At 40.5% G+C, this 22,737-nt stretch carries 16 protein-coding genes; 13 read left to right on the top strand and 3 right to left on the bottom strand.

The genetic code is table 11. The annotated features are described in order from the left end of the window. Positions 1 to 141 precede the first annotated feature (141 nt). The 11 genes from QSE00_RS05195 to QSE00_RS05145 all read left to right on the top strand — a co-directional run bounded on the left by QSE00_RS05195 (position 142) and on the right by QSE00_RS05145 (position 17,238). Complete coding sequence (locus QSE00_RS05195; RefSeq protein ID WP_286105141.1) at positions 142 to 1,620, top strand: glycoside hydrolase family protein; 1,479 nt, start codon at positions 142 to 144, stop codon at positions 1,618 to 1,620. Further along, positions 1,617 to 3,581, top strand: coding sequence for a hypothetical protein (locus tag QSE00_RS05190; protein ID WP_286105140.1), 1,965 nt, complete (start codon positions 1,617 to 1,619; stop codon positions 3,579 to 3,581). The genes QSE00_RS05195 and QSE00_RS05190 overlap by 4 nt, the downstream gene beginning before the upstream one ends. Next, positions 3,578 to 4,906 (top strand): alpha-L-fucosidase, encoded by a 1,329-nt coding sequence (locus QSE00_RS05185; protein ID WP_286105139.1) that lies wholly within the window; start codon positions 3,578 to 3,580, stop codon positions 4,904 to 4,906. The genes QSE00_RS05190 and QSE00_RS05185 overlap by 4 nt, the downstream gene beginning before the upstream one ends. 21 nt (positions 4,907 to 4,927) lie before the next feature. After that, entirely contained in the window at positions 4,928 to 7,327 is a 2,400-nt protein-coding gene (locus tag QSE00_RS05180) for a glycoside hydrolase family 95 protein (protein ID WP_286105138.1), read from the top strand. Positions 7,328 to 7,356: 29 nt separating this feature from the next. After that, positions 7,357 to 9,750: a glycoside hydrolase family 3 N-terminal domain-containing protein gene (locus tag QSE00_RS05175; protein ID WP_286105137.1), complete on the top strand. Its 2,394-nt coding sequence runs from the start codon at positions 7,357 to 7,359 to the stop codon at positions 9,748 to 9,750. A 26-nt stretch (positions 9,751 to 9,776) separates the two neighbouring features. After that, positions 9,777 to 10,640: an alpha/beta hydrolase gene (locus tag QSE00_RS05170; RefSeq protein WP_286105136.1), complete on the top strand. Its 864-nt coding sequence runs from the start codon at positions 9,777 to 9,779 to the stop codon at positions 10,638 to 10,640. Between the two features lie 11 nt (positions 10,641 to 10,651). Then, positions 10,652 to 11,530 (top strand): alpha/beta hydrolase, encoded by an 879-nt coding sequence (locus QSE00_RS05165; protein ID WP_286105135.1) that lies wholly within the window; start codon positions 10,652 to 10,654, stop codon positions 11,528 to 11,530. A 95-nt stretch (positions 11,531 to 11,625) separates the two neighbouring features. After that, positions 11,626 to 13,014 carry an alkaline phosphatase D family protein gene (locus tag QSE00_RS05160; protein ID WP_286105134.1) on the top strand — a complete coding sequence of 463 codons (1,389 nt, stop codon included), beginning with the start codon at positions 11,626 to 11,628 and terminating at the stop codon, positions 13,012 to 13,014. An 80-nt stretch (positions 13,015 to 13,094) separates the two neighbouring features. Next, positions 13,095 to 13,808 carry a sialate O-acetylesterase gene (locus QSE00_RS05155; RefSeq protein WP_286105133.1) on the top strand — a complete coding sequence of 238 codons (714 nt, stop codon included), beginning with the start codon at positions 13,095 to 13,097 and terminating at the stop codon, positions 13,806 to 13,808. Between the two features lie 315 nt (positions 13,809 to 14,123). Next, the gene (locus QSE00_RS05150; RefSeq protein WP_286105132.1) at positions 14,124 to 15,428 is read left to right on the top strand and encodes an alkaline phosphatase D family protein; all 1,305 of its coding nucleotides are present in this window, start codon (positions 14,124 to 14,126) and stop codon (positions 15,426 to 15,428) included. A 562-nt stretch (positions 15,429 to 15,990) separates the two neighbouring features. Then, positions 15,991 to 17,238 carry a site-specific integrase gene (locus tag QSE00_RS05145; protein WP_286105131.1) on the top strand — a complete coding sequence of 416 codons (1,248 nt, stop codon included), beginning with the start codon at positions 15,991 to 15,993 and terminating at the stop codon, positions 17,236 to 17,238. A 165-nt stretch (positions 17,239 to 17,403) separates the two neighbouring features. Here QSE00_RS05145 and QSE00_RS05140 read toward each other — a convergent pair whose 3' ends face one another. Beyond that, positions 17,404 to 17,619, bottom strand: coding sequence for a helix-turn-helix domain-containing protein (locus QSE00_RS05140; protein ID WP_286105129.1), 216 nt, complete (start codon positions 17,617 to 17,619; stop codon positions 17,404 to 17,406). 72 nt (positions 17,620 to 17,691) lie between these two features. On the opposite strand from QSE00_RS05140, the gene QSE00_RS05135 reads away from it, so the two are divergent. Both QSE00_RS05135 and QSE00_RS05130 read left to right on the top strand, forming a co-directional pair. Beyond that, positions 17,692 to 18,060, top strand: coding sequence for a hypothetical protein (locus QSE00_RS05135; protein ID WP_286105128.1), 369 nt, complete (start codon positions 17,692 to 17,694; stop codon positions 18,058 to 18,060). A 5-nt stretch (positions 18,061 to 18,065) separates the two neighbouring features. Beyond that, the gene (locus QSE00_RS05130) at positions 18,066 to 18,296 is read left to right on the top strand and encodes a hypothetical protein (RefSeq protein WP_286105127.1); all 231 of its coding nucleotides are present in this window, start codon (positions 18,066 to 18,068) and stop codon (positions 18,294 to 18,296) included. A 590-nt stretch (positions 18,297 to 18,886) separates the two neighbouring features. Here QSE00_RS05130 and QSE00_RS05125 read toward each other — a convergent pair. Further along, entirely contained in the window at positions 18,887 to 21,151 is a 2,265-nt protein-coding gene (locus tag QSE00_RS05125) for an ATP-binding protein (protein WP_286105126.1), read from the bottom strand. Further along, on the bottom strand, positions 21,141 to 21,752 hold the full coding sequence (locus QSE00_RS05120) for a biliverdin-producing heme oxygenase (RefSeq protein ID WP_286105125.1): 612 nt from the start codon (positions 21,750 to 21,752) through the stop codon (positions 21,141 to 21,143). The genes QSE00_RS05125 and QSE00_RS05120 overlap by 11 nt, the downstream gene beginning before the upstream one ends. Positions 21,753 to 22,737 lie beyond the last annotated feature (985 nt).

Raw genomic sequence — 22,737 nt, 5'->3', positions numbered from 1 at the left:
TATTCAAGCGCTATGCTATATAGCCGATACTTGGATTTTCCGTTAGCGTACCTTTTTTTCTACCGTAAGCTTCCAAGAATTTTAGAATATCGAGGATATATCTTTTTGTTATGTAGTGAAGTGAAAACCAGTATTACAAATATGAAACTTAAAAGAAAAATGCGAATCAGAACAACACATAAATTCATAGTACTAGGATTAGTATTCCTAATGGTGGTGCCTTTGCAAGCAAAAGGAGGAGGCTTCAGCGATGCGGCAGAATTCGGTTTTTCCCCGGATGCCACGGGAACGGAGAACGTAAGGTCGCTTCAAGCGGCCCTGGATCAAGGGGGCAATATCATTGTGAGCAGACCGGGTACCTACAAAGTGGCCGGTACGTCTTACATTGGAAGCAATACCTCTATCGAATTTGGCAAAGGTGTCATACTCCAGAAAGTTGATGAAGAAGGGCTTTTTTCCCATGTACTCTTGAACAAGGGTGCTCTGACCAGAACCTGGGATGAGCATATTGCCGTAAAAGGTTTGCACATTGAGGTGAACGGTGTGGTAAAGCGCTATGATAAGATATTCGGATTGAGGGGACAATTGGCATTTTTCTATGTGAAAGATCTGCGCATAGAAGGATTCCGGTGTTATGATATAGAGGGGAATCAGTTCAGCATACATGTGTGCACCTTCGAAGATCTACTGATCGATGATACCATCCTCGTTGGCGAGAAGGACGGTATCCATCTTGGCCGCGGTAACCGATTCAAAATTTCAAATGCCACGTTCAAGACCCTGGACGATGCGCTTGCGCTCAATGCCCACGACTATGCCACGTCCAATCCCGAAGTTGGATGGATTGAGAACGGGGTGATCGAAAATTGCCACGATCTGAGCTTGCAAGGCCAGCCCTTGGTGGGTTATTTCTGCAGAATCCTGGCGGGCGGTTGGATTGATTGGGAGAAGGGATTGGAACTACAAAATGCGGATGCAGTCGTCAGTGGTGGCAGAATTTACCGGGTGGACGGAATAGGACCGGACGGCAAGCCTGACAAAAAGGTCTACGTGACCAAGACCAGGCCGACCCACAAGGAAGGAACCGTGGTGCTGGATGGTATCAAGTGGGTGATGATGCAGGACGATGTGCAGTACACCGCAGGTGTGCGTAACGTGGTGTTCAGGGATATATTTCTCGAAAAACCACGACAGACCTTTTCCATCCACTTCGATAACAGCAGTTGGAGCAGGTCCTATTATCCCGGTGCGGAAATACCGGAACAGAAACAATTATTGTTCGACAATGTAAGGGTACTACATGACGGTGACAAACCTTTCATAAAGGTCAACACCCCCGTTGACGTATTTACGGTAATGAATAGCAGTCTTAGAAACACGGGCATCCTGTTCCATGGCAAGAAAGGCTATGTGCCGGATTACGGAAAAACACAAATTAATTTTTATGGCAACATTCTCAATAAAGAAGGTGAGATGGTGCTGGTCGAAAATACGATACCCGGAAAGGAGATAGAAATAAGGACAGTCAATAATATTGAAATATCTGATGACTTTAAGGCCTTGATCAAAGAAGGGGAGGGCAAAATCACTTTTAAATCTGACCTTACCGGACTTAAATGAAAATCAGGACTAAAAAATGGCTTTATTTCCTGCGTATTCTAATATTTCCTCTGTTCTTAATTGTTTTAATTTCTGCAATCGACTTTGTCAGGATATCCAGTTATGAAATTACAAAGAAAAGAAAGGATGTGGAGCGAGTCACTGAAGGGAGCTTAAAGTGCGAGGAGGATGAAGTCTATTATGACCTTGTCAATGGAAAGCAGGACATTGATTGGGGCAGGTTGGAAGGCACATTGGAATATAGTCATCTGGAATACGACCTATCGGACTTTCATTTGGTAAACCTGATAAGAATACTTTATGAATATGGTGACAGAATCCCTGATCCCTATCTAAAAAAGATTGAAGATTCGCTGTTCGATTTTCGGTATTGGTGGGACGAGCCCGGGGAAAACGGCATGTGCTACTGGAGCGAGAACCACCAGATATTATTTGCCTCCGCGGAGTACCTGATAGGGCAAAAATACCCGGAAGCGCTGTTTCCTAGAAGCGGACTGACCGGCAGCCAGCACAAGGAAAAGGCCAGGAAGCGGATTCTGGATTGGTTGGAGATGAGGTGGAACTATGGGTTCACAGAATTTTATTCGGCGGCCTACTATCCCGAGGATATGGGTGCGCTCATCAACATCATCGACCTTTCGGAGGATGATGAGGTGGTCGACAAGTGCCGGATTATCCTGGACCTGTTGATGTACGACGTTGCCTCCCAGACCAGCAGCAGTACCATGTTCGTGTCGGTGACCGGGAGGGCCTACGAGCGGGGACGTACAGGAGCACCTTGGGTGAATAGCTTTAGGGAACTTACCAACTATTATTGGGGGGATGGCAAGGAGATAGACGCGGACATGATCTTTGCGATTATGCGGTCGAACCGCTACCGGCTACCACCGGTATTCACGGAAATAGCCATGGACAGTTCCAATGTGGTAATCAAACAGTGCAACGGGCTGGACCTCCCCGATTTAAAGAAAGAGGGATACTATGGCCTGGATGACAGAAGCATGATGATGCAGTGGGGCATGGAATGCTTCACTAACCCTGAGATCATCAGGAACACGATGGCCCAAATCCGAAAATGTAACATGTTCTCCAACAAGTTTTTGGCAGATACCAAATACCTGGATTTTACACTGATCAAGGCCTTGCATCTGGAGCCCTTACTCTCCAAGGCATTGAAAATGCAGTCCAATGGGGCAGCGATACAGCAAGGAAATACCTACACCTACAGGACCAAGGATTACTCATTATACACAGTTATGAAGTATCATCCCGGCACTTATGGTTCTCAACAGCATGTGGCGGGAATGAACATCGGGAACCACTTTAGCATTTTCCATATGTATCCTGCCAGAAGTGGAGGAAGTAAGGATGCTTCACCCGGATATTGGGTAGGTTATGGCCATCTGCCCTATTCCGTGCAGGATCAAAATGTAAACCTTTCTATATACAATACACCTGAAAAGAAGGCAATAATGGAGTTGGATTTGATTGATTTTACCCATGCCTATTTCCCCGAGACGTTATTCGATACCACGCATGTCGCGAATAACTATGCTTTTGGTAAAAAGGATGAAACCTACAGTGCGTTCATTGGTACCAATGATTTCATTGTCCGGGACAAAAAGGATATAATCCAGCCCGGGAAAAAAGTATTTTGGATCACCGAGGCGGGCTCTAAATATGAAGACGGTTCTTTTGATCTTTTTATCCAGCGGATAAAGAACAACAGAATAGAATGGGACAGTATGTCCCTTTCACTCACATACCAATCTCTCGACAGGAACTACCACCTGAAGTTTGATGGCGACTTCACAGTTGATGACCAGGTCATCGATTCCAATTATAACAGGTACGATTCCCCTTATGTCCGGTCCGGACACAGGCCGGAAACAATTGAGATCACCCACAATGGCAAATCACTTTTTCTGGATTTTAAAAACATGATAAGAGAAATACGATGAAAAAGATGCAACAAATAGCAGTACTGCTATTGATACTAATTGGGAGCCAGGCAATATCCCAAGATACAATTCTTAACCTTAACAAACCCGAGCGAGAAGCCTGGTTCACGGAGCTGGGTTTTGGCATGTTCATCCACTGGAGCATGGACGTACAATTGGGGATGGTCATCAGCCACAGCATGGTTGGTGCATCGGATGACTATTTGGACCGGTACGTAAATGAGCTACCTAAGACCTTCAATCCAGATGAGTTCGATGCAAGTGAATGGGCGAGAGCTGCAAAGTTGGCCGGCATGAAATACGTGGTTTTTACCACCAAACATCACAATGGATTTTGCATGTTTGATACAGAAACCACGAATTTTGATATCATGAACACCCCTTATGCGAAGGATATCACCAGACAGGTGGTAGACGCTTTTCGAGCCGAAGGGCTGGCCATTGGGTTCTATTATTCTCCTGATGATTTTTATTTTTTGTATGAACAGGGCACACTGATTTCCAGAGATCGACCAGAAGCCCTTGCTTCAGGTAATAAACCACTGTATAAGTATGTGAAAGAGCAGATGGAAGAGCTCATGACCAAATACGGGAAGATTGATATTATTTTTCTGGATGGCAGAGAGCAATATGCCAAGACCGAATTGGCTAAGGTTTGTTGGAAAATTGATCCAGATGTTGTGGTCACAAGAGGCGCCATGGAGACACCCGAGCAGTTTACCCCGGATCAGCCATTGCCAGCTCCATGGGAGGCGAACTACACCTTCGGGGATCAATGGCAATACAGACCAACTAATGAAACTTACAAAAAAGCTAATGACTGTATCGAGAAGCTCATTGACATTAGGGCCAAAGGAGGAAATTTTCTTCTCAACTTCGGGCCGGACGAGAAAGGACTATTTCCTGAGGAGCAGGCGGCAGGATTGAATGAGGTTTCACTCTGGACGTTCATCAATCGGGAAGCATTTGTCAATACCGAACCACTGGACATTGTCAGGGAGGACAACATTTGGTTTTTAAAAAAGAAATTGGAGCATACTGTCTATGCTTTTCTGGTGGAGGAATCTTGGCCCTTGGGAGAGCGTAAAGTGCGTACCATCAAATCATTGAAGGCCGGTAAGAACGCTAAGATATCCGTGCTGGGACAGAACAGCAAGGTGCTCGAATACAACCCTGATGCGGACCCGACACCGATGGTTAAAAACACCAATGCAGGACTTGAAATATCCGTCATGCGTTCCCATAGAATCTATAACGACAGGAAGTGGCCCAATCCCATCGTAGTGAAGCTGGAAGATGTAGTATTCAACCACGAAAAACAGTAAAAAATAAAAGTAACGCCAAAAATGAATTTAAAACATATAAAACCTTTTATAGCCATACTTTACTTAGTACTGGCATCATGTTCAGAAAAGCACAATGACCTTGCGAATATTTCCAATACGCTTTGGTACAATGAACCCGCTACCGAATGGTTGGAAGCGTTGCCTCTCGGTAACGGGCACTTGGGCGCTATGGTCTTTGGTGGGATAAAAGAGGAAAAATTATATCTGAACGAAGAAAGCCTGTGGGCCGGAATACCGGAAGACCCCTACCCGGAAAACGTTGGCGGGCATTATAAGAGATTTCAGCAGTTAAACCTTGAAGGCAACTATGATGAGGCATTTGATTATGCCATGAAAAATCTTGCCGTTTCTCCAACCGCCTATCGATCTTATGAACCACTCGGAAAATTATTTCTCACATTTGGTCATGATAGTCCACCTGAGGCCTATACCCGTAGGCTTGATCTGGAGACTGGGATTTTTACAGTGGAGTATATCATTGATGGGAAGCGCTTTCGCCGTGAGTCATTCATATCTGCAGATTATGATGTATTGGTTTACCGGTTTGAAAGTCTGGATGGTGAACGGCTTTCCTCGCAGATTGATTTTCAGAGAGAAAAAGATGTAACCGTTGAGATTGTAGGTAATCAAATCATAGAAGTAACCGGACAAATCTTTGATGACCCTGAGGGGTTTGATGACAACAGAGGGGGATCTGGTGAGGGAGGATATCATATGAAGTTCTCGAGTCACACAGGGATACTTCAGAACAATGGAGAAACCTTAACTTCTGGAAATAGGCTGAATATCGAAAACAGTACGTCGTTCACCCTTATTGCTAGTGCTGCCACTGACTACTCCATTGAAAAGATGCATTTTGATAGGAGCATAGATTCCAAGAAAAACTCAATGGCTACCCTTCAGGCCGCATTAAAGGTTCCCTATGATCAGATCAGGGCACAGCACATTGTAGAACACTCCGGAATTTTCAATCGGGTAGAACTTGAGATACAAACCGTTTCACCGGACAGCCTTTCGACCGGTGAAAGGTTGGAACGATTGGCCGAAGGTGCAGAGGACGTTGGCCTAGAGCAACTTTTCTTCCAATACGGTAGATACCTGATGATGTCCAGTGGAATGCGCCGGTCCATTTTACCAGCCAGCCTACAAGGTATTTGGAGCCACAAAATGTGGGCACCTTGGGAGTCTGACTTCCATTTGAACATCAATCTGCAAATGAACTACTGGCCCGTGGAGGTCTGTAACCTAACGGAAGCGGCACTTCCACTTTCAAAGTTTATGCAAGGCCTTGCAAAAAGAGGTAAGGTTCCTGCCCAAAAGTATATTGGCTCCGATGGCTGGATGGCACATCACGCGACCAACCCATTCGGTCGAGTCACTCCGAAAGGATCCTATCAGCAGTCGCAGGTCGCAAACGGGTATTGTTTTCCGCTTGGAGGTGCTTGGATGTCACTTACGCTTTGGCGGCATTATGAATTCACGAAGGATGAAAAATACCTGAGGGAATCCGTTTATCCCCTTATAGCCGGGGCTTCAAAGTTCATACTTGACTTTTTGCAGGAAAATGAAAAAGGCGAGCTAGTCACGGCACCATCCTATTCTCCGGAAAACTCCTATATCAATCCAGCGACTGGGAAACCACAATTGAATACCGTGGCTTCCACAATGGACATGCAAATAATCAGAAGTGTTTTTGAAGCTTGCCTTGAAGCTGAAAAAGTGCTTGGGACGAATGAGTTATCCGACCGGATTAGTGCTGCAATGAAGCGGTTGCCGGTCACCAAGGTCGGTTCGAACGGGACCATACAGGAATGGTATGAGGACTATGAAGAAGTGGATAAGGGACACAGGCATATTTCGCATTTGTTCGGCCTTTATCCCTCGAGCGAAATTTCCCCTGAAACCCCTGTGTTGTTTGAAGCGGCCGAAAAAACCATTGAACGGAGACTGGCGGAGGGAGGAGGACAGACAGGTTGGAGCCGGGCCTGGATCGTCAACTTCTACGCGCGCCTTGGTAATGGGGAACAGGCACACGAACATTTAGAAGGGCTTATCGGGGAGCAGTTAAGCCCCAACTTTTTCGATCTGCACCCTCCAGGGATTTTTCAGATCGATGGAAATTTCGGGGGTACGGCAGGAGTAGCGGAAATGCTCATCCAATCCCATGTACCGGGAAAGATCTATTTGTTGCCCGCCTTACCGGAAGCGTGGAAAACTGGAAAAGTGAAAGGGTTGAAAGCAAGGGGGAACTTCGTGGTGGATATGGAATGGAAAAATGGAGCGGTTACCAAGGTGAACATCTACTCGCCGATTGGTGGAGAAGTGACCTTGATAGCAGGAGATAGGAGTAAACGTATCTCTCTAGCACAGCAAGAGACCAAATCCGTAAAGTTTAACTAGTCAAGATATACCTAATTAATTACGGTTATATGAAACATCAGAAACTAACAAAAATATTAATTCTGGTATTTATCGGGATTTCATTCAGTATCAATGCCCAAAAAAAATCGATTTACCAAAAGGGTTGGATCGATTTTAACAAGAACGGTCAGAAGGACATTTTCGAAGACCCGGATGCTGAAATTGATTCCAGGGTCGAGAATCTATTGAGTCAGATGAACGTGGATGAGAAAACAGCTCAATGTGCCACGCTATACGGCTACAAAAGGGTTCTGAAAGATGAATTGCCCACTCCCGGTTGGAAAAACGAGGTTTGGAAAGACGGTATTACCAATATAGACGAGCAGCTCAATGGTCTTAAACCTACGGCGTATTCCTATCCGTACAGCAAGCATGCAGAGGCCATCAACACCATTCAAAAGTGGTTTGTAGAAGAAACAAGACTGGGTATTCCTGTAGATTTTACCAACGAAGGAATTCACGGTCTTAATCACGAAAAGGCGACCCCCCTTCCTGCACCTATAGCCATAGGCAGTACCTGGAACAAAAAGCTGGTAAGACAGGCAGGAGAAATAGAAGGAAGGGAAGGAAAGTCGCTGGGTTATACCAACATTTACGCACCCATTCTTGATTTGGCCAGAGATCCACGATGGGGCAGGGTAGTCGAGTGTTACGGAGAAGATCCATATCTGGTTTCCGAACTAGGTATCCAGATGGTAAAGGGGATCCAATCGCAAGGTTTGGCTTCCACATTAAAGCATTATGCGGTATATAGCGTTCCCAAGGGCGGACGAGACGGTAGGGCACGAACCGACCCTCACGTGGCTCCCAGGGAATTGCACCAGATGCATTTGTATCCCTACAAAAGAGTGATTGGCGAAGCCAATCCCAAAGGCGTGATGAGCAGTTATAACGATTACGATGGCGTACCCGTGAGTGGAAGCTATTATTTCCTGACCGAACTGCTGCGTCAGGAGTACGGTTTTAACGGGTATGTAGTTTCAGATAGTGAGGCCGTGGAGTTTCTTCATAGAAAACACCATGTTGCCAAAGATTATAAAGAAGGTGTAAGACAGGTTGCCGAAGCCGGTCTGAATGTGCGCACCCATTTTACCCAACCCAAGGATTATATTTTGCCATTGAGGGAATTGGTCAATGATGGGGAACTTTCTATGGCAACGCTCGATCGGAACGTGAGAGACGTTCTTCGGGTGAAATTTGAACTGGGACTTTTTGATGAGCCCTATGTGAAAGACCCCAAAGCCGCAGATAAGATAGTGGCCCATGATACTGAAGACTTTGTCCTGCAAATGGCCAAAGAGTCGTTGGTACTTCTTAAGAATGAAAGGAACACGTTGCCCTTTAATCTCAACAAGCTCGATAATATTCTGGTAACCGGGCCTCTTGCAGTTGACAAGTCGGTCTATGTAAGTCGATACGGGCCTCAAAATTTGGAAGTGAAAAGCGTACTGGAAGGCATTCAAAATTATGTAGGAAGTAAAGCCGATGTTGATTTCTCTTTGGGCTGTGAAGTTGTGGATGAAGCCTGGCCGGAGAGTGAGATAATCCCTATTCCGCTTTCAAAACAGGAGCAGCAGATGATCGATGAGGCCGTTGCTAAGGCCCAAAAGTCTGATGTCATCATTGCCGTAATGGGCGAGGATGAAAAACGCTGTGGGGAAAGCCGATCAAGAACGGGTCTTGGTCTACCGGGAAGACAGTTTCAATTGCTGCAAGCTCTGAAGGACACAGGAAAACCCATAGTGCTTGTACTTATAAACGGAAGACCCTTGACGATCAATTGGGAGAACCAATACCTTCCGGCTATATTGGAAGCGTGGTTTCCTAATGTGGAAGGACCCAAAGCGATTGCCCAGACTTTATTCGGCGATTACAATCCGGGAGGAAAATTGCCCATCACCTTTCCGAGATCCGTGGGCCAGTTGGAGCTGAACTTTCCCTACAAACCGAGTTCCCAGGTCGGTCAGCCCTCATCGGGTCCCAACGGCACAGGTAAAACATCTGTAGTAGGAGAGCTTTACCCATTTGGTTACGGATTGAGTTACACGCAGTTTGACTACAAAAACTTAAAGATCACACCTGAAACAGGCAAGACACAGCAGGAGATAGCTGTATCCGTGGATGTGACCAATACCGGTAAACTTAAGGGCGATGAAGTTGTGCAACTCTACTTTAAGGATTTGGTGAGCAGTGTGATCGTGTATGAATTGCAGCTCAGGGGTTTTGAGCGGATCACATTAAATCCTGGCGAGACCAAAACGGTCAACTTCAACCTGAAACCGGAGGACCTTCAACTGTTGGATGGAGATATGAACTGGACGGTGGAGCCCGGCGACTTTGAAATATTGATCGGTTCCAGCTCGCAGGATATTCACGCAAAGGGGAGTTTTAGATTAGAATAACATAAACCGACGAAAAAATAATATCAATGCATAAAAGAACAGTACTCCTATATTTTTTACTGGCAATAGCCAATGTGGCTTTTTCACAGTATGGAAAAGTTTACGATGACATGTCCCTGGAAAGTGAAATCCTGGGCATGGAGAAAAAGTATTCCATTTACTTACCACCTGATTATGAAGTTTCGAATCGCAGTTATCCCATACTGTATTTACTCCATGGGTTGGGAGATGATCATACAGGTTGGGTACAGTTTGGAGAAGTAAAAGGAATTGCAGATCGGGCGATCGAAAATGGATCGGCAACTCCTATGATCATTATTATGCCAAATGCCAAGCAGGATCGGAGTGGGTATTTCAACTGGATTCGGGAAGATGATTGGAATTTTGAGAATTTCTTTTTTGAGGAGTTGATGCCACATGTAGAGGAGACTTATAGAATAAGAAAAGATAAGCGTTACCGGGCAATTGCCGGATTATCAATGGGCGGAGGAGGCACCTTCTTATATGCTATGCATCATCCGGAACTATTTGGTGCGGCATGTCCACTCAGTGCCTGGTTTTGGTGGTCGGAATTTGATGAATTTAAGGAAAAGTTTGCTAAAGATGATCTCAGTGTTGGCGATGAAAAGCTTCTGGCCTATTACAAAAGGAACCACCCTCTCGAACTAATCAACTCGGTATCGTCCGAAGATTTGAATACCATCAAATGGTACATTGACTGTGGGGACGGGGATTTTTGCAGCGAGGGGAATAGTTTGATGCATATTGCCATGCGAAAGGCCAAAATTGGACATGAGTACCGCGTTAGGGATGGCAGTCACAATTGGAGTTATTGGAGGGAGTCACTACCCTCGGTACTTCATTTTGTGTCTAACAGCTTTCACAAATAAATCTATTAATTATGAAGTTTCTATACATATTGGCATTTTTAGGACTGTCCACATTGCTTTCAGGGCAGGAAGGAATCGTGGTGAAATTGTGGCCAAATGGTGTACCTAAACAGCAGATAGCTCAAGAAGGGGAAATTGTGATTGTAACGGACAATGTAAGAATCTCAAATGTTCAGGACCCAACAATTGAAGTATTCTTACCTGATAGAAGCGAAGCCAATGGGCAGGCCGTGATCATCTGTCCGGGAGGAAGTTATAAATGGCTGTCTTATAAAAAGGAAAGAGTTGACATGGCAAAAAAGCTAAATGCACATGGGATTGCAGGAATTGTGTTGAAGTATAGGCTGCCAAACTCCAAAAGCCTCATAGAACCACAAAAAGCTCCATTAATGGATGCGGGGCAAGCGATGCGGATAGTTCGGTCAACAGCTGAAGAATGGGGTATCGACGTAAATAAGGTAGGGGTAATGGGATTTTCGGCTGGAGGACACCTGGATTCCACGCTAGCCACGCATTTTTCGGAGGACATCCGACCGGATTTTGCGATTTTGGTATATCCGGTGATTTCAATGAAGAAAGAAGTAACACATGGTGGTTCTCGACGAAACCTTTTAGGAGAAAATCCGGATCAAGGTAGGATTGAAGACTATTCCAATGAGTTTCAGGTGTCGACGAGTACACCACCAACTTTTCTGGTTCATGCCTCAAATGACAAGGCTGTAGTAGTGAAGAATAGCCTGTTGTTCTACGAGGAATTGGTGAAAAATGATGTCACAGCAGAAATGCATTTATACCCAACTGGCGGACATGGATTTGGTCTGGCATTAGGTAAGGGACACCTCTCAGCATGGTCTGATCGACTCATGGACTGGCTTGCATCACTGAACTGATAATTGCTTTAGGTTGCTCCTTTTTGAACTAAACAAGAATAGCCTGATCTATAATCAGATACTAAATAAAACCATAACTATTAAAAAATTAAAAAATGAAATATATAAGTTTTCTTGCCTTAGTTTTCTTGCTGTCATGCACCCCCAAGAAGAAAGATTTCTTTACATCAGGATTTAGGACGATGGAGGTGTCGGATTCGAAGGCACTTATCTGGACCAGACTTTATGGCCAAGCTGCACCTAACCCTGTTGTACATCAAAAAACGGATGCGCATCCGAGTTACCCAATTGATTTTGACGAAGAAATGGCACTTGATTCAATGGATGGGGGAGTTCCTGGGGCGGAAGGTGAGGTTAAATTCACCCTAACCGACGGATTGGAAAGCATGGAATCACCATGGGTAAAAGCAACAAAGGAAGATGATTTTACAGCAAGCCATCTTTTCAGTTCATTAAAACCGGATACGGAATATGAAGTAACCATTGAATCGAAAGTATCTGGAAACAAGGTTGGTGGAAGTTTTAGGACGGCTCCCGCAAAAACAGTTGAGGAAGCCATTCACTTCACCACTTCTACCTGTCAATTTTTCTGGAGTTATGATGATGGAAAGAGGGGGTTCAAAGTTTATGATGCCATGAACAGGATGAATCCTGATTTTTTTGTTCAGACAGGAGATTATGTGTACTACGATCGAAAGGGCCCAGTGGCAAAGGATATTCCAACAGCACGCCACAAGTGGCATGCCATTGACTCATGGTCTTCATTGGTTGATTTCCATCTTAAAACCCCCATGTATATGATCAAAGATGACCATGACCTTTTGCGGGACGATATTAGCGATAAGAATAGAACATACGGTAAATTAAGTTGGCAAGATGGCCTAAAAATATGGAAGGAAAATGTTCCGTTGCGAGGAGAACCTTACCGGACATTTCGATGGGGAAAAGACCTTCAAATCTGGCTGGTGGAAGGGCGGGAATTTAGGTCTGAGAACAAAATGGAAGATGGCCCAGATAAAACAATACTGGGCAGTGAGCAGAAATCATGGTTGGAGCGTACACTCAAGGAATCCGATGCTACTTTCAAAATCTTATTTTCTGCTACTCCCATCATAGGCCCGGATAGGGAAAACAAGAAAGATAACCATGCAAATGAGGGTTTTCGAACAGAAGGGGATTGGATGCGGCGAATGCTCTCACAAGTGGACAATGTTTACATCATCAATGGTGATCGTCACTGGCAGTACCACTCGGTTGATCCTTTAACGAAGGTGAATGAATTTGGCTCTGGTCCGGTGAGCAATTCGCACTCCCAAGGTTGGGATCAGGAAGATGTAAGGCCCCAGCATCGTTTTTTGAGAGTGAACGGTGGTTTTTTGGGAGTGAAAATAACCAGGGGGTCCAGCCAGCCTGAAATTGAATTTACCCATTATGATGTGGATGGAAATGAGGTCTACTCAGCTAATTTCCAAGCTGTAATGTGATGAATGGAATCATCTTAAATTGGTAAGAGCCATGAATAAGGACTCTATTACCGCATAAATACATAGCAAAAATTAAAAAAATGAAAGCAAGGACAATTGTTTTAATGAGTTTAATAGCAATTATAGTATCATCTTGTATATCAAAACAAGAAGGAAAACATTTATTTATACTTTCCGGTCAATCTAATATGGAAGGATTAAGACCTGAGGAGTCCTTTACTCCTGCAATCAAAGATGAATTTGGAGAAGAAAATGTGATTATTGAAGAATATGCAAAAGGAGGTCAACCCATACGACGTTGGTATCGGGGTTGGAAACCATTAGTAGGAGAAGAACCTAAAGCTCGACCTGAATTGTACGACTCCTTGATGACCAAAGTTTATAAAGGTATCGAAAACGAAAAAATCGCAACAGTAACGTTTGTTTGGATGCAGGGAGAGCGTGATGCAAAAGAAAAATTAGGAGAAGTATACGAAAGAAGTTTGATAGGACTTTATACCCAGCTAAGTAATGACCTGGAACGCAAGGACATAAACTTTATAATTGGGAGATTAAGTGATTTTGATATGTCAAATGAAAAATATCCCCATTGGACTATGGTTAGAGATGTTCAGGTAAAAGTGGCTGAGTCTAACCCTCGCTTTGATTGGATTAATACTGATGACCTTAATGATGGAGTTAATAGAAAAGGAAAAGAAATAAAAAATGATTTACATATGTCGTTAGAAGGATATGTAATTATGGGTAATCGCTTTGCAGACAAAGCAATTCAGTTAATTGAAAATACGAATTAACAAAGCCCTTTGAAAAATTAAACAGGTGTTTATTAAAGCCGTTGTACTTCATTTTGGAAAGTGTACTGCATACAAAGATTTTAAATTTAAATAAATAGAAAATATAACAAGCCATGAGATTTAATAGAGCCATATGCCTATTAGTAAGTGTTACCTTAACTAATTTAAGCAACAAATGCTTTTGTCAAATTTCTAAAAATGTTTCTCCTCGTTATAATATCACGTTGGACGAAGCTCATATTGGAAGTTTAGAAATAGACAGCATGTTACTTAATAGTTGTGAGAAATCACCATCAAATATGACTAAATTCTATCTTGATTCACGAAAATTATTTAAAAAAAAGCAAGGTCGATTTTACCGATAGACAGATTGTTGAGGCTGCGTTAAATAATAATATAAGATTAATGGGTGGGCCTATGCTGGGCGATATAACAGAAAATGGAGTAAGTATTTGGTTCAGGCCATCCAATAAATTGCCAATTCATATAAAAGTAAATGCTTTAAATAGCAATGAAGAAAAGGATTATACTTTAAAACCTGATGTTGCAGGCAAGGAAAAGCGGATTGTATTAAAAGATTTATCTTCTTCTACGAAGTACACCTATGTAGCAAAACAAAAAGGGATTGAAATAGCCGAGGGAACTTTTCGAACATCACCAAAATTAGACGAAAATAATCAGATAAGACTGGCTTTTGGTTCAGGTTTTCATAAAATAGGGCTTCATAATCCAAACCTCATGAACACCATATTAAGAAGGGAACCAAATGCAATGTTGCTTTTAGGGGACATTGCAGTTGATGATCGGGAAAATAATTTTAGCATGCACAAGTCTGATTATTTACTTCGTGATGTTTCCAATGCATGGAAAAAACTCGCTTCCAATATTCCTGTTTACGCAAGTTGGGATGACCACGATTATCTTAATAACGACCTAAGTGGGGTTCCCAAAAGATTTACGGAAAAAGACAGAGAAGAACTTAGAACATTATGGCGTCAAAACTGGAACAATCCTCAAAATGATGGGGAAGGAATTTATTTCAGTACTCGAATTGGTCAGGTTGAACTAATAATGCTTGATACAAGGTCGTGTCGTACAATTGAAAAACTGGGTCAATATGGTTCCTATTTGGGTGCAGAACAATTAAAATGGTTCAAGGATATCTTAAAAAAATCCACGGCACATTTTAAGGTTGTCTCAAGTGGAACTATGGGGAGTGATTATGTTTCAAATGGTAAAGATTCATGGGGTACTTGGGATACAATGGTTCGCGAAGAAATCTTCAATTTTATGGAGACGGAAAATATACCGGGTGTGCTATTAATAAGAGGAGACCGGCATGGTGCACGGGGTTTTACAATTCCCAGAAAATCAGGATTTAAATTTTACGAATTTGAGGCGGCATCTTTAGGTGGAGTGCCCGGGCTGGATGCAATTGCAAAAGACGCAACGAATCAAATATTCGGTTATCATGGCAATGGATTGAAGGCTTTTTGTGAATTTACTTTTAACATGGAAGAAAGTGACCCTCAAGTTGTGTTTAGATTAATTGATGAATTTGGGAATGTTATGGAACAACATACTTTGCTATATGATATGTTGACCCCAAGAAAACAATAAAGTAGTGTGTTTAAAATTGTTGAACAATAAGAATTAGTTTCTAACAAAGGATTCTATAAAAGTCCTTTATCAAAAAATGGAAACCTAGTTAAGTCATTAAATCCATTGGAATTAAAAAATATGTGAAAAATAGAAGCTAATGATAATTAAAAAAGATGGGTGATTACAGGGAGAAGGTTTTGTAATTTTATATCTTTATAAAATCAAAAGTAAGTCATCTTACTTTAAGTTCATTTAAAATACCCTCAACAAATCGGTCAACAGTTAAGTTTTTTAATCTGTAATTAATTGATATATAATAAAATATGCGGTAAGGTTCTAATCCTGCCACCCCGACGAACCTAGAAATAGGTAGTAACAAAAACACTGTTAATCAATTGATTTTCAGTGTTTTTTGTTTTTACACATTTTCTTTGATATCAAATGATATCATTTGTGCACACCTAATTAGGTGTGCAAATCGGTGTGCAACTGTTCACTGGAATTGTAGTAACTTGAAAGAACTTTAGGGTAGTATTTGACTTTTTTCCTTAGTGATCATTGTCTAACTAAAGCGTTTCAAATGAAAACAAACCAGACCTTTACGGTAATCTTTTTTACTAGAAAATCAAGGAGTGTTGCGAACCTCTTATCCATTTATCTCCGTATCACCATTTTGGGCAAACGTGCGGAGATCAGTTTAAAGCGAAAGATCGATGTGGGCCAATGGGACTGTGCCAAGGGCCGGGGCAAGGGCAGGTCGGAAGAGATCCGAAACCTAAATGCCTATCTGGACCAGGTACAGGCCAAACTTCTACAGTGCCACGCCCAACTTGTCCAAGAAGACAAGGTCGTGTCCTCCAATGCCATTAAAACACGTTTCCTTGGGGAAGATGAGGTTAGCAGGACATTGATGGATCTTATCGAATACCACAACGGGAACATGGTCCATGTCTTGAAGCCCGGTACCATGAAGAACTATTATACCACGGAAAAGTACCTAAAGCGATTCTTGAAGTACAAGTTCAAACAGGAGGATATCCCTCTGAAGCAGCTCAATTATCGTTTTATATTGGACTTGGAACATTATTTAAGGAAGTGCACGGACAAAAGGAAACGGTTGTGCCTCAACAATAATGGGGTGATGAAACATTTGGAACGGTTCAAGAAGATGGTGAACCTTGCCGTTAAACTGGAATGGGTAAACAAAAATCCTTTTGATAGGTTCCAATTGAAGTTCAACAAATTCGACCGGGTGTTCCTGACCCAAAGAGAATTAAAGCTTATTGAGGAAACTGAATTCAAACAGTACAGATTACAACATGTAAAGGACTGTTTTGTATTTTCCTGTTATACCGGACTTTCCTATGTGGATGTAAAAGAACTTACTTGGGATAAGATCACCAAGGGGATAGATGACAGGAACTGGATCTATACCAAACGGGAAAAAACGGACGAGCTGGTCAAAATACCCATACTGCCCCAGGCCTGGGAGATTTTGGAAAAGTATAGGGATTACCCTACCCACAATGGATTGCTTCCCATTTGTTCCAACCAGAAGGTGAATACCTATCTTAAGGAGATAGCTGGGGCTTGCGGTATGCATAAGAACATTACCTTCCATGTGGCCAGGCATACCTTTGCCACGACCGTCATGTTGTCCAATGGGGTGCCCATAGAAACGGTCTCAAAACTTTTGGGCCATACCAAATTGTCCACCACGCAGATATACGCTAGGGTAGTGGAGTCCAAGATAAGTGAGGATATTGGTAATCTATTGATGAGGTTTAAGGAAAGGGAGAGCCAAAGTGCTAAGGAAATGGGCCATTAAAATTATGCAAGTATCTATGGTCGAAAAGAACTTAGCAAACGTAATAAATTGGATTTTAGCTGTTGAAAAGAAAGAAATATTTAGAGACTAGCCAATAGCCCAATTGCTGGATTGAAAGGTCAGTATTATAGTCTTACCTTTCACTGATAGACTAATATGTTAGGACTAAAACTTGAGAAGTTGGAATAGAGGTAACTCCAACGCAACTGCAATGGCGTTTAAGGAATAAATAGTAGGGTTGACCTTTCCGTTCTCCAACTTTTCAATGGCTTGTCTGTCCTTACTGCATGCTCGGGCCAGATCGGATTGGGTCCATCCTTTCTTATTGCGCAACTCTACTATACGCTTCCCAACCTTTTTATTTAATTGATCTTTGGTCATACAACAAATGTCATTCTATTATATGACAATCGAATTTAGGCATGCCGCGTAATTTCAATACTGGAACAAATTATGAAATCTAAAAAGAAAAGTCTAAATGTTTTGAACGACATTCATAAGTTGCATAAGAACCTAATTGGGCTCTTAAAACAGGATTCAGGTAATCCATCTAATACTTATAAGGTCTCAATTGAAGTCAAAGATAACAGTGATCTTCTGTTGAACATAGCAAGCCTATTGGAAATATGTGTATTTGCTTTGGACGGAAACGGAATGCTCTTGTCTCCAAACAATCAGAATGTGACCAAACATGACAGCGTTTGCAGGGTATTGGAACTGGTCCTGAATATACTGCCCCATAGTCAAATGGATTTTATGGATTACGTGACCGAAAAGCTGAACGGCTTGGACATTCCCAAAACAAAATCATCTATAAATTAATATCTATGAACCCAAACGAACAAAAGCTGATCAATAGTTTAAGATTCCAGGCCATGGATCATCATCCAACCTTGAAGCCCCACTCCTTCTTTAAAAACAAGTTTGAGGTCAGTCTCTTTTACGTGGATAATCATGTAGACCTAGTATTAACAGTTCGCGCCCTACTTTACTTGGCCATGAAGGCAATTGACCCTGAAATATGTGATGATATAAATAAGAAATATGTGATGATATAAATAACAGGTACGAAAAGGAATATATCCGTCAGGCACTTACAATTGCCAATAGGTTATTGCCGCAAGGCGAAGAGGCGCTCTTAGACGACCTTAACCTTTATTACAGGGAGGAAAAATTAAGGGAGGGATTGCAATAGCAACTTTAAAATAAGATGTTGGACCTCATGAATAAAACCATATATCAAAAAGATAGACATTATTTATTGGCTCAAGAAAAAAACAAATTACAGCGATAAAGTAAGACCTATACCTCACCCATCAATTCTGTTACCGTTTTCCAATAAACCCTGGACGTGTAAGTTTTTTTTTCTGCAAGATGTGCCAAACCGAGAAGATTGTTCTTAAAAAGTAGGTCGATCGGTATGGCAGCCCTAAAGACGGGGTTACAACACGTTAATTATCAATAATATGCAGTTAACGTTTATAACGGTTAACCGAAATATAAACTCGGTTCAAAATGCCATTTTTAAAAGCGTTATTTGGTGACTTTTGCTATACAAATATATATAATTAATCCACTATTTAAAATAAGGGGGGAAATTCTACAGACACTATTAATTACTTTATCTAATTGCTAATTTATTTTGATATTATGGAGAACTAGGGAATTTTAAAGTAATCACAGTACCCTTGTTTAATTCTCCAGTTGCGCTGATTGTTCCACCAAATATTTTCATTATTTTTTTGCACAGGGCCAAGCCCATTCCTGAACCGTTATATTCCTCAATAGAATGTAATCTTGTAAATATATTAAAAATAGATTCCGCATATTTCTGATCAAAACCGATGCCATTATCCACAATTGAAATATAGTGAGTAAATTCATTTCGCGAGTTGTCCAAGATTTCTGATTTTTTTATGACATTTATTTTTACAGTTGGCGCTCTCTCTGGAGAAGCATATTTTAAAGAATTATGTATAATTTGCTGAAACAATTGTTTCATTAAAGATTTGTTGCCAACGGTATCGGGTAAATTTTCATATTCTATAACTGCTCCACTATCTTTAATAATTTCTTTTAAATCATCCAGCGTTTCTTCCATAATAGAGTTTATATTAATTATCTCAAGTTTACCCTGGAAATGATTTAGACGGTTATATTTAAGAATATCTTGAAGTAGCCTTTGCATTCTATTCGCAGATTTTGATGTTCGAAGTAAATATTCCCTAGATTTCACGGCCGGGATATCCTCAAATTCTGACAGGATTCTTGAAATTAATATTTGAATCTTTCGTAAGGGTTCTTGTAAATCGTGTGTACTAATCCAATTAATATTCTCCAGTTCTGCATTTGTTTCCTTCAAAATTTGACTTTGACTTCGATACCTTTTTTGCTCTTCATTAAGCATTATCAGGATAATTTGATTATAAAGTGAATGCACATATTTGGCAGTGCTATTTAATTCTGGTTGCAACCAAGCACTACTTCGATTTTTGACAATTTGTTTCCATAGATCAAAAGAATTTCTTGGATGAAGTCCATTCCTATCTTTTATAATTGCTTTTTCTGGATCGCCCCCCCATTTTACTTCAGAAATTGTCTCAGGTTTATACCATAGGATACTATTACCATTTCCTAAGGAATGATAGATAATTCCGGCTACGTCTGGTCCACAATTTAGTTCAGGAAAATAATCATGAAGTTTATTTGTAATAAAAATTTTTCTGTCAGTATATCTGGTGATTTCCTTAATAAGGTTAAGTATTTGATCATTACTTGGCGTTAGGCCATTTTTATGAATTTTATCGCCTATAATTATTGAAACACCCGCTGCATTACATAACAACAATAAATTTTTATTTAAAACATACGTTTCAAAATTATCCATTCCCTCTGGAAGATTCAGGCCAGTAAGTCTTTCAAGTGCTAAGGAAGTCTCGCGCGCAATTTTATATTCATCATTGGATTGACGTAAATCTATTTGGGATGTAAGAAATTGTCCTTGAAGTTTGGCCGCTAATCTAATTTCCGCTGAAATATTTTTAGCTGTATAATGATGACATGCTATCAAGCCCCAAAGACGACCTTGATGAATTAGGGAAATGGTAAGGGTAGCCCCTACGCCCATATTTTGCAGATATTCTATATGAATTGGGGAGGAACTTCTTAAAATGGATAGACTTAAATCCAAATCTTTATTCTCCTTATGATTACCATCATCAGTTGTGAAAATAGGAACCGGCTTATAATCGACATCAACTATTAAGCGAATCTGGTTCCTTAAATATAATTTCCGTGCCTGAGCTGGAATATCTGTATGCGGATAATGCAAACCTATAAAAGGTTCTAAATCTTCCCTGCAATTTTCAGCAAATACCTCCCCATTATACTGCTCATCAAAGCGATAGACCATAACTCGATCGTATCCTGTTATTTGGCGGATTCCCTCAACCACAAAACCACACAGTTCTTTGAGTGAAGTGGTCTTGTTCATATAGGCTAAAAACTGCATGTTTTGGGTGTAAACATCGGTAAGATTTGCTGTTTCTAAAAATTTCGGTTCGCCTTCCAAAACGTAATTAGAATTACTCCTATGTATACTCAGCTGAAAAGCTTTACCGAGAAGATGTAATTCTAAAGGAAAAATGGATAAAAATTTACCATTACTTATAAAATCCTGTAATAAATTATGAGCTTCTTCTCCAAAAATCGCTTCAAAATTTCGCCCTAGTATTTCTTTTAATTGGACATCAACAAAGGTCGAAATATTTGCAGAACAATAGTTGATATTCCAGCCTGAATTAAGACTTAATAAAAAACCGTGAGGTTGAATGCTTCCCGGAATGTGAATGGGCTCATGCTCGCAATTGGTTAAAGTCGCAATATTCCTATTGACTATATCTTTAATTTTCATTTTTTTCCGTAATTAAAAAATGATCATAGATACTATCAAAGGCAAACATTGCGCCCTCTATAATCTCATTTTCACAATTATTTTCATTTTCATATTGGATTAATTTATTTAGAAATGATTTCCACTTACTACCGGTCTTTGTACCGTAACCCTTGAAATATGAAACTCCTTTCCCTTTATTAAGACCTGGTGTAGTTTCAATATTCTTTAAAATATATCTTCCTCCAAGACTCGATCCCTCAACAACATACATTATACCCAATGCAAAAGGAATTGTACATTTTGGATCTTTAAATACTGATTTCGAACCAGGGAGGTTATAATTGAGAAATGAAAGATCTTCCTTTATTAGATGTGTCTTTTTCCTAAGTTCTATATTATCAATTATCTCCGTAAGTAAAGGGAATACCTTTTCTTCCAAATCTCTGTGTACATTATACATTAAGTATAAATAATGTGTGTAGTTTTCTATCTCCATATCAGGAGAAAGTAACAACGAAGAAACTGGTAAACTTTCCAATTTTTTGTGAGCGGGTGCTGTTTGCTTTTTTAGATTGGTCAATAAATCTTGTGAAGTAGAAAGAGTCAATATTGTTCTCATTATAATTTAAAAGCTTTGAAAAGATAAGATTTGTATAGCAATTACCGTATTACAACCTTAAATTTTAAATTATAACCAATGATTTAAAGTAAAATAATTACTTTAAATTTTGATTATCAGTAGGTTAATTTACACTTATTTTAAATATAAGTCAAACGCAAAGTACAAAGAATTTTTAAATTAAAAATAATCATAAGCTCAACTATGCCACTATCTCTGAAGACGAACTCAAAACGAACCATCTGGCATTTATCAATTATTCCTTACCAAAGAATTTATATAAAATCAGGAATTTTTTAGATTCTATATCGCTAGGGATTTGCATTTGCTTAATTATGGTAGATTGATTCAAAATATTAACCAAGTGTCAGAATTGACATTAAATTTTTCTTTAATAAGTTATAATTTTCTTACCACTAAAATGTAAAACTTGGAATTATATCCGAAATATCCCTCTGATTACCATAATTATTTCTGAATCGTATAAAGGAAGAATATCTAAATGAAGCATTTCAATTCTAACAAATGCATTAAGTGAAATTTGCATCTGATTTGATAGTCGAAATATTACGATAAATCAACCTTATTTTAAACTAGTATATTTAAAAAAGTTGAGAGGCGTAAACTAATAAGCATTTATGCCATAAAGAGTTAGCTCTGATATCATTTATAGTAGTAAGTCTACAATTAAAATAAAGGCACAATGAGAATACTTGTTTTGTTTCTATTTTTCTAGTAGCATTTGATAAATCTATATTTAAAACACTGACAAACTTTTTCAATTTTGATTCTCTATTTATTTTTCAATCCCACATCATTTAGATTAGCTTCCGAATAATTCAAGGTTTAAAAAGGATAATGTTGATGTTGAAAAGAGGTCCGTTGGAGACTCATAACTACAAATTATGTTTATAACTTTAGGGTATTCAAAGAAGAATGGGGTGAACTAGCCCCAAATCTAGGTTAACGGCCTATGGTAAGTATT

The sequence above is a fragment of the Arenibacter flavimaris genome, assembly GCF_030291335.1.
GTDB lineage: Bacteria > Bacteroidota > Bacteroidia > Flavobacteriales > Flavobacteriaceae > Arenibacter.
This window is presented reverse-complemented; position numbering and strand designations above follow the sequence as displayed.

Coding starts and splice junctions, on each gene's coding strand:
- QSE00_RS05120 (WP_286105125.1), bottom strand. CDS start 21,752: ATGAGAACAATATTGACTCTTTCTACTTCACAAGATTTATTGACCAAT.
- QSE00_RS05180 (WP_286105138.1), top strand. CDS start 4,928: ATGAATTTAAAACATATAAAACCTTTTATAGCCATACTTTACTTAGTA.
- QSE00_RS05140 (WP_286105129.1), bottom strand. CDS start 17,619: ATGACCAAAGATCAATTAAATAAAAAGGTTGGGAAGCGTATAGTAGAG.
- QSE00_RS05135 (WP_286105128.1), top strand. CDS start 17,692: ATGAAATCTAAAAAGAAAAGTCTAAATGTTTTGAACGACATTCATAAG.
- QSE00_RS05175 (WP_286105137.1), top strand. CDS start 7,357: ATGAAACATCAGAAACTAACAAAAATATTAATTCTGGTATTTATCGGG.
- QSE00_RS05155 (WP_286105133.1), top strand. CDS start 13,095: ATGAAAGCAAGGACAATTGTTTTAATGAGTTTAATAGCAATTATAGTA.
- QSE00_RS05195 (WP_286105141.1), top strand. CDS start 142: ATGAAACTTAAAAGAAAAATGCGAATCAGAACAACACATAAATTCATA.
- QSE00_RS05125 (WP_286105126.1), bottom strand. CDS start 21,151: ATGAAAATTAAAGATATAGTCAATAGGAATATTGCGACTTTAACCAAT.
- QSE00_RS05160 (WP_286105134.1), top strand. CDS start 11,626: ATGAAATATATAAGTTTTCTTGCCTTAGTTTTCTTGCTGTCATGCACC.
- QSE00_RS05130 (WP_286105127.1), top strand. CDS start 18,066: ATGAACCCAAACGAACAAAAGCTGATCAATAGTTTAAGATTCCAGGCC.
- QSE00_RS05185 (WP_286105139.1), top strand. CDS start 3,578: ATGAAAAAGATGCAACAAATAGCAGTACTGCTATTGATACTAATTGGG.
- QSE00_RS05145 (WP_286105131.1), top strand. CDS start 15,991: ATGAAAACAAACCAGACCTTTACGGTAATCTTTTTTACTAGAAAATCA.
- QSE00_RS05165 (WP_286105135.1), top strand. CDS start 10,652: ATGAAGTTTCTATACATATTGGCATTTTTAGGACTGTCCACATTGCTT.
- QSE00_RS05190 (WP_286105140.1), top strand. CDS start 1,617: ATGAAAATCAGGACTAAAAAATGGCTTTATTTCCTGCGTATTCTAATA.
- QSE00_RS05170 (WP_286105136.1), top strand. CDS start 9,777: ATGCATAAAAGAACAGTACTCCTATATTTTTTACTGGCAATAGCCAAT.